Genomic DNA, 1,413 nt, shown 5'->3' with positions numbered 1-1,413 from the left:
GGCCGGCTCGGGCGGTGTGATGTCGGCGGGGCGTTCGAGTAGCTTGCCTTTGTGGAAGACGGCGCCGGCACGGACGAGGGCGACCAGGTGGGGTGCGTTGACTGCCCGCCACCGGGCTTGTGCGGCGTCGATAAGCTTGTAGGCCATGGCAATTCCGGCCGCGCGGGATCCCGGCCCCTTGGTGACCTTCGTCCGCAATCGCACGGTGGCGAAGGTTGATTCGATCGGATTCGTGGTGCGCAAGTGGATCCAGTGTTCGGCTGGGTATTTGTAGAACTCCAACAGCACGTCGGCGTCGTCGACGATCTTGGCGACCGCCTTGGGGTACTTGGCGCCGTAGTCGATCTCGAAGGCCTTGATCGCGACCTGCGCGTGGTCGAGGTCCTCGGCGTTGTAGATCTCCCGCATCGCCGCGACCGCACCGGGTTGCGCCGATTTGGGCAGGCAGGAAAGGACATTGGCCTGTTTGTGAAACCAGCAGCGCTGCTCGCGGGTAGCCGGGAACACCTCGCGCATCGCCTTCCAAAAGCCCAGTGCACCGTCACCGACGGCCAACACCGGGGCGATCATCCCGCGGCGGCGACACGACCGCAGCAGATCGGCCCACGACTCGGTCGATTCTCGATACCCGTCGGCCAGGGCGACGAGTTCCTTGCGGCCATCGGAGCGGACCCCGATCATCACCAACAGGCACAGCTTCTCCTGCTCGAGGCGGACCTTGAGGTGAATGCCGTCGACCCACAGGTAGACGAAGTCAGTGCCCGACAGATCCCGGGCCCCGAAGGCCTTGGCCTCCTCCTGCCACTGGCTGGTCAGCCGTGTGATCGTCGTCGCCGAGAGCCCGGCACTGGACCCGAGGAACTGCTCCAAGGCCGGCCCGAAGTCACTGGTCGACAGGCCGTGCAGGTACAGCAGCGGCAGCACCTCAGTCATCTGCGGGGACTTGCGCGCCCACGCCGGCAGGATCGCCGAGGAAAACCGCTGCCGCTCACCGGTATCGGCGTCGATACGCTTGTCGTTGACCCGCGGCGCGGTCACCGCCACCGCGCCCGCGGCGGTCAACACCTCACGCCCGGCGTGGGAGCCGTTGCGGACCACCAGCCGGCGACCGCTCTCATCGAGCTCACCGGCGTGGGCATCGATGTAGGCGGCCACCTCAGCCTTCAGCGCCGCGGCCAGCATCTGCCGGGCGCCGTCGCGCACGATCTCATCCAACAACGACCGACCACCGCCGTCATTGGCGTTGGCCTCATCGGTGTCGTGAACTACGGTGAGCATGGGCGTACCTTCCCAACCAGCGCGTCAACGCCGGTCTTGATCAGAGAACCTTGGACTTCAGATCATCCCCGGGAAGGTGCGCCCACTTTCATGCCGCCCCACCGAGGGTCATCCACAGGTTCTGATCATTGCTCG

1 protein-coding gene is annotated in these 1,413 nt (G+C 66.0%); it reads right to left on the bottom strand.

What is annotated here, in order from left to right; translation table 11 throughout:
- Window positions 1–1,278: IS256 family transposase (locus CSQ99_RS30580; protein WP_099042697.1), on the bottom strand; the 1,278-nt coding region annotated here is incomplete at its 3' end.
- Window positions 1,279–1,413: the final 135 nt, after the last annotated feature.

It is taken from the genome of Mycobacterium neglectum, from assembly GCF_002591975.1.
GTDB classification, from domain to species: domain Bacteria; phylum Actinomycetota; class Actinomycetes; order Mycobacteriales; family Mycobacteriaceae; genus Mycobacterium; species Mycobacterium neglectum.
This window is presented reverse-complemented; position numbering and strand designations above follow the sequence as displayed.